Origin of the sequence: Edaphosphingomonas haloaromaticamans, assembly GCF_001853345.1 — a bacterium.
In the GTDB taxonomy this organism is placed as follows: domain Bacteria; phylum Pseudomonadota; class Alphaproteobacteria; order Sphingomonadales; family Sphingomonadaceae; genus Sphingomonas_E; species Sphingomonas_E fennica.
Genome location: NZ_MIPT01000001.1, coordinates 841,744 through 847,751, shown reverse-complemented (window position 1 = coordinate 847,751; position 6,008 = coordinate 841,744). Strand labels below are relative to the sequence as shown.

Below are 6,008 nucleotides of genomic sequence, written 5' to 3'. Positions count from 1 at the left end.
TCGATCAGCCGGTTGATCGCGATCCGCGCCACCTTGTCGGGCGCGGGCGTCACCGGCGTCTCCTCGGTGAAGATCGCGTCCGAAGGCTCGCCCACCGCCTCGTCGCCCACCAGGCTGGTGCCGCTGGTGTGGATGAAGCGCTTGCCCGATCCGGCCAGCCCCGCCAGCAGCGCCTCCACCGCGCCGCGATGGTCGCTGCTGGCGGCGTTGATCACCGCATCGGCGGCGCGCGCCTCGGCCGTCAGCAGGGCGCCGTCGTCCAGCGTGCCGATCACCGGCTCGATGCCGTGGGCGCGGAGCTCGCCGGCGCGGGCGGCGTTGCGGATCAGCCCGCGCACATTATGGCCGAGGCCCGCCAGCCGGGCCGCCACCGATCCGCCGATATAACCGCTCGCGCCGGTCACGAAGATATTCATGAAATGCCTCCTTCGAAATCCCCCGTGAAATGGGCCTGTGATCGCATCTTGAAAATCGGCCGGGCCGGCACATGATCTGGGAAGCGGATTCACAGATGGAAGGTCGAGGCGGGTGGATAATCGGGCCGGCGAGATGCTCGTCTTCGTGCGGGTGGCGGAAACCGGCAGCTTTTCCGAGGCCGCCCGGCAATTGCGGATGACGCCGTCCACCGTCAGCAAGCTCGTCAGCCGTATCGAACGGCGGCTGGGCGTGCGCCTCGTCGAACGCTCGACGCGCAGGCTGGCACTCACCGACGAAGGCCGCACCTATCATGAACGCAGTCTCGCGCTGCTCGCCGATCTGGATGATCTGGAACAGGGGCTGGCGCAAGGGTCGCCCCGCATCAGCGGCACGGTTCGCGTCAATGCCTCGGTGGCGCTGGGCGTGCATGTCCTCGAACCCCTGCTGCCCGCCTTCTGGCAGGCCCATCCGGACGTGCAGGTCGATCTGTCGCTGTCCGACGATGTCGTCGATCTTTATCTGGAACGGACAGACGTGGCCTTCCGGATCGGCGCGCTCGCCTCGTCCAGCCTGGTCGCGGTGCGCATCGGCGCCACGCGGCGGCACATCGTCGCGGCCCCCGATTATCTGGCGCGGCACGGCACGCCGCAGGGCATGGAGGATCTGGAAGGGCATAATTGCCTGGGCTTCAACTTCCGCCGCTCGGCCCCGGTCTGGCCGTTCCGCCAGGCGGGCCGGGTCGTCGATCGCGTGGTCCGGGGCGGGCTGCTCGCCAATAATGGCGAAACCGTGCGGCGCATGGCGATCGCCGGGGTCGGCCTCGCCCGGCTCGGCCATTTCCATGTGGCGGAGGATATCGCGGCCGGCCGGCTGGTGACGGTGCTCGACGATGCCGGCGGCGGCGATGTGGAGGAAATCAACGCGCTGCACCTCGGCACCCAGCGCATTCCGGGGCGGATCAGGGCCTTCCTCGATTTCGTGGTGCCGCGCATGCGGGCCGCGATCGGCAACGGCGGATAGCCCGCGCCGCATCCGGCGCGCGGGGAGCGCGGGGAGCGCGGGACATGGAGCCCGCGCCTGCCCGATCCGTGCCCCCGCCGGACGGCATTGACGCTTCCCCCTCCCCGCCATATGAGCGCCTCTATTGCGAGTCGTTATCGATATCATTAAAGGGGGTTGCATGGGTTCGGCCAAGGGACGCTCCGGCGCATTTCCGTTCGGCGGCTCCGCCACGGCACTGGCGCTCGTCATCGGCCTCGCCACGGCGCCGGCCCGCGCGGAGGACGCCGCCAGCGCGCCCGTCGATCCCGCCGACATAATCGTCACCGGCGCCCAGTATCAATCGCCGATCGGCACCAAGACGGATACGCCGCTGATCGATACGCCGCAGGCGATCACGGTGGTTTCGGCCGAACGCTTCCTCGAAATGGGCGCCCTCAACCTGCAGGATACGCTGCGCTACACCGCCGGCGTCCGCACCGAAGCCTATGGCCTCGATACGCGCGGCGACTATGGCTTCGTGCGCGGCACCGAACCGGGCGTCTATCAGGATGGCATGCGCCGCTCCTTCGGCTATCGCCAGGGTTCGCGGCAGGAAATCTTCACGCTCTCCAGTGTGGAGGTGCTGCGCGGCCCCTCCTCCATGCTCTACGGCCAGGCGCCGATCGGCGGCCTCGTCAACACCACGTCGAAGCGCCCGCAATTCGATTTCGGCGGCGAGGGCTTCGTCTCCTACGGCACCTTCGATCGCAAGGAAGCCGGCATCGACGTCACCGGCCCGCTCTTGGGCGATCAGCTCGCCGCCCGGCTCGTCGCCGTCTGGCGCGACGCCGATTCCCAGACCGATCATGCCAGGGAAAAGCGCTGGACGATCAACCCTTCGCTCACCTGGCGGATGGGATCGGATACGGAGCTTACCCTGATCGGCCTGGTGCAGGACGACAATAATGGCTGGACCGGCCAGTTCCTGCCCTATGTCTCCACGCTGTTCGGCAAGGATCACCCGCTCGGCCCCCTGCCGTGGAGCCGCAACCTCGGCGAACCTTCGGTCGACAAGGTCGATTACAACACCGAATGGGTGTCGGCGCAGTTCAGCCACAGGTTCAGCGAAGCCCTGCAATTCCGGCAGAACGCCCGCTACGAATGGTTCAAGTCCAGCCAGATCCTGCATTATGCCGATATCTACGGCGGCAGCCCGGCGGCGCCCTATCTCGATCCGGCCGATCCCTATCTGAACGCCGTGTTCCCGGAATATGCCGCGCTCGGCCCCAACCGCGTGCTCAACCGCTACGCCTTCGGCGAGGTCTTCCATTCGAGGACGCTGACCACCGACAGCCAGCTCCAGGCAGATTTCGCCACCGGCCCCCTCACCCACAAGCTGCTCGTCGGCTTCGATTACGCGCATTACAAGACGCGCGAGCGCGATGCCTTCGCCATGTCGAACAACGGCTTCGACGAGGATGGCAATCCCATCCCGCCCGGCACCACGCCGATCGACGCCTATAACCCGGTCTATGGCAATGTCATGCCGCTGACCTTCTACGATGTTCCGGATACCAAGCAGGAACAGACGGGCTTCTACGTGCAGGATCAGATCAAGGCGTTCGACAGGGCCACCCTGCTCGTCGGTCTGCGCTACGATCGCGCGACCAACGATACGGAGGGCGCCGAGCGCTTCGTCGACCATGCATGGACGACGCGCATCGCCTTCCTCTACGAAATCGCGCCCGGCGTGGTGCCCTATGTCAGCTATACGGAATCGTTCCAGCCGATCGCCGGCGCCGATTTCTACGGCCAGCCTTATGATCCCACGCGCGGCCGGCAATATGAGATCGGCGTGAAGTGGCAGCCCGATCCCGCCACCTTCGTCACCGTCACCGCCTATGACATGAAGGATAGCGGCCGGCTGGTGAACGATCCGTCCAATCCCAACAACCAGATCCAGGCCGGCAAGGTGAGGACCAAGGGCTTCGAGGTCGAAGCCTCGCGCAGCATCGCGAACGATCTCGATATCATCGCCTCCTACAGCTACACCCGCGCCAGGGACAGCAATCTCAGCGATCAGATCGATGCCGGCGTCGGCCTTTCGACCAATCAGCTCGAAAGCATTCCGAAGCATCTCGCCTCGATCTGGGCGATGAAGCATGTCGCCGTCACCGACGAGGCGAAGCTGCGCATCGGCGCGGGCCTGCGCTATGTCAGCGACAGCTATTCGCCCACCTATGACGTGAATTTCGTGCCTTATACGCTCGTCACGCCCGATTATCTGGCCGCCGATGCGATGATCGGGCTGGATTATGGCGCGTGGCGCCTGTCGCTCAACGCCACCAACCTCACCGATAAGAAATATTACACCACCTGCCTCGGCCGGGGCGATTGCTTCCTCGGCCTGCGGCGGACGGTGAACTTCAGCGTCGGCTACCGGTTCTGATCGGGCGATGAAGCCGCCGCTCACCCTCCGCTACCGCCTCGGCGTCGCATCGCGGACGGTGGCGGCGGCCGTCGGCGGCTATGCGCTCGCCGCCGCCGTCGCGATGGCGTTCGCCCGCGCGCTGCCGATGGCGCGGGCCGAAGCCTCGACCGTCGCCACCATCGTCGCGCTGCTGGTGATGCCGGCCGCGGCGATCTGGGCCTTCGCCGTCGGCAGCGCCGCGCGCGCCTGGGCCGGCATCGTCGCGGTCGCGGGGATCGCCGCCGCGATCGCCTGGGCGCTCGGCCCCCATCCATGAAGCGGGCGCATCCATGAAAACCGGTTTCCGCCAATCCATGGCATGGCTCCACGGCTGGGCCGGGCTGGTGCTCGGCTGGCTGCTCTTCGCCATGGCGCTCACCGGCACCGCCACCGTCTTCCGCTCCGAAATCGGCGATTGGATGCGGCCGGAGGTCACGGCCGCGCCCGATCAGGTGAAGGCCACCGCCGCCGCCATCCGCTATCTGGAAAAGGCGGCGCCCAACGCGCCGGCCTGGTATCTCACCGCCCCGGACGATCGCCAGTCCACCATCGAGGCGAGCTATGCCGACGGCGACGATTATCGCTTCGCGGCGCTCGATCCCAATAGCGGCCGGCCGGACGGCATCCGCGAGACGCTGGGCGGCGAATTCTTCTACCGCTTCCATTTCGAGCTGCAGCTTCCCTATCCGTGGGGCCGCATCCTCGCGTCCGCCGCCGGCATGCTGATGCTGGTGGCGCTGATATCGGGCATCATCACCCACCGCCGCATCTTCGCCGATTTCTTCACGCTGCGGACGGGCAAGGGCAAGCGGTCCTGGCTGGATGCGCATAACGTGCTGGGCGTGCTCGCCATGCCCTTCCACCTGATGATCACCTTCACCGGCGTCCTCACCCTGGTCACCCTCACCATGCCCTGGGGCCTCGTCGCCAATTACGGCAAGGATACCACGACGATGTTCGCGGAAGTGGCGCCCGGCTATTTCGAGCGCGAACGCAGCGGCCGCCCCGCCCCGCTCGGCGATGTCGAGGCGATCCTCGCCGATGCCCGCCGCCGCTTCGATGGCGGGCGGATCGGCAATGTCGCGGTGGAAAATCCCGGCGATGCGGCGGCCGTGATCCAGGTGCTGCGCGACGATGCCGATCAGCTCGGCTATTCGGCCGGCAAGCTCGCTTATGACGGCGTCACTGGCCGGCTGCTCACCGCTTATGCGGAGGATCGCCCCGCGAAGAAGACGTTCGACGTGCTCTACGGCCTCCACATGGGCCGCTTCGCCCCCTGGGTCAGCCGCTGGCTCTATTTCCTCTGCGGGCTGGCGCTGTCCGCCACCATCGCCAGCGGGCTGGTGCTGTGGACGGTCAGCCGCCCGGAAGGCCGGGGCTTCGGCCACCATCTCGTCGCCCGCCTCACCGTCGGCACCGTCGCCGGCCTGCCGATCGCCATGGCCGCCTTCTTCTGGGCGAACCGGCTGGCGCCCGTGGGCCTCGCCGATCGTCCCGGCATCGAGGTCCGGGCCTTCTTCCTCTGCTGGGCGGCGGCGATGCTGTTCGGCCTCGCCCGCGCCCCCCGGCGCGGCTGGGCGGAGCTGACGGCGATGATGGGCCTGGGCTGGCTGCTGCTGCCGCTGGTCTCCGCGCTCACCACCGCGCGCGGGCTTCCCGCCAGCCTGATCCATGGCGACTGGCTGTTCGCGGGCTTCGATCTCGTCGCGCTCGCCATCGGCTGCGGCGCGCTGATGACCGCGCTCCACCTCCACCGGCGCCAGCCCGCCGCCCCGCGCCGCCGCCGGCCGGCGCTGGCATGACGCGGGGGCTTTCATGACGATGGCCTCCGCCCTGCTGCTGCTCGCGGCCTATGCCGCGCTCAGCCTCGCCATGCGCCGCCATGCCGCGCAGGCCGTGCCCGACGGCCGGCTCGTCCGCCACGAAGCCCCGCTCCGCATCGCCGGCTGGACCTTCCTCGCCGCCTCGCTCGCGCTCCGCCTCGCCGCGCCGGGCTGGCGGGCGGGCATGGTCGAATGGGTCGGCCTCAATGCCGCCGCCGCCGCGATCGTCGTGCTGGCCCTGCTCTATCGCCCGCGCTGGCTGCCGGCGATGGGGCTTGCCGCCCTCCCGCTGGCCCTGCTGGTGCTGATCGTCTGAT

Annotated in this window: 6 protein-coding genes; 5 read left to right on the top strand and 1 reads right to left on the bottom strand. The window is 68.1% G+C overall.

Annotation, left to right across the window (positions count from 1 at the left end):
• On the bottom strand, positions 1-416 hold a 416-nt coding region (locus BHE75_RS03860), incomplete at its 3' end, for an NAD(P)H-binding protein (RefSeq protein WP_139181818.1).
• A 112-nt stretch (positions 417-528) separates the two neighbouring features.
• On the opposite strand from BHE75_RS03860, the gene BHE75_RS03855 reads away from it, so the two are divergent.
• The 5 genes from BHE75_RS03855 to BHE75_RS03835 all read left to right on the top strand — a co-directional run bounded on the left by BHE75_RS03855 (position 529) and on the right by BHE75_RS03835 (position 6,007).
• Complete coding sequence (locus BHE75_RS03855; RefSeq protein ID WP_070932530.1) at positions 529-1,437, top strand: LysR family transcriptional regulator; 909 nt, start codon at positions 529-531, stop codon at positions 1,435-1,437.
• A gap of 160 nt (positions 1,438-1,597) precedes the next feature.
• Complete coding sequence (locus BHE75_RS03850; protein ID WP_070932529.1) at positions 1,598-3,847, top strand: TonB-dependent siderophore receptor; 2,250 nt, start codon at positions 1,598-1,600, stop codon at positions 3,845-3,847.
• A 7-nt stretch (positions 3,848-3,854) separates the two neighbouring features.
• Complete coding sequence (locus BHE75_RS03845) at positions 3,855-4,145, top strand: iron transporter (RefSeq protein WP_070932528.1); 291 nt, start codon at positions 3,855-3,857, stop codon at positions 4,143-4,145.
• A gap of 13 nt (positions 4,146-4,158) precedes the next feature.
• Entirely contained in the window at positions 4,159-5,670 is a 1,512-nt protein-coding gene (locus BHE75_RS03840; protein ID WP_070932526.1) for a PepSY-associated TM helix domain-containing protein, read from the top strand.
• A gap of 13 nt (positions 5,671-5,683) precedes the next feature.
• Positions 5,684-6,007 (top strand): DUF3325 domain-containing protein, encoded by a 324-nt coding sequence (locus tag BHE75_RS03835; RefSeq protein ID WP_070932523.1) that lies wholly within the window; start codon positions 5,684-5,686, stop codon positions 6,005-6,007.
• Position 6,008: the final 1 nt, after the last annotated feature.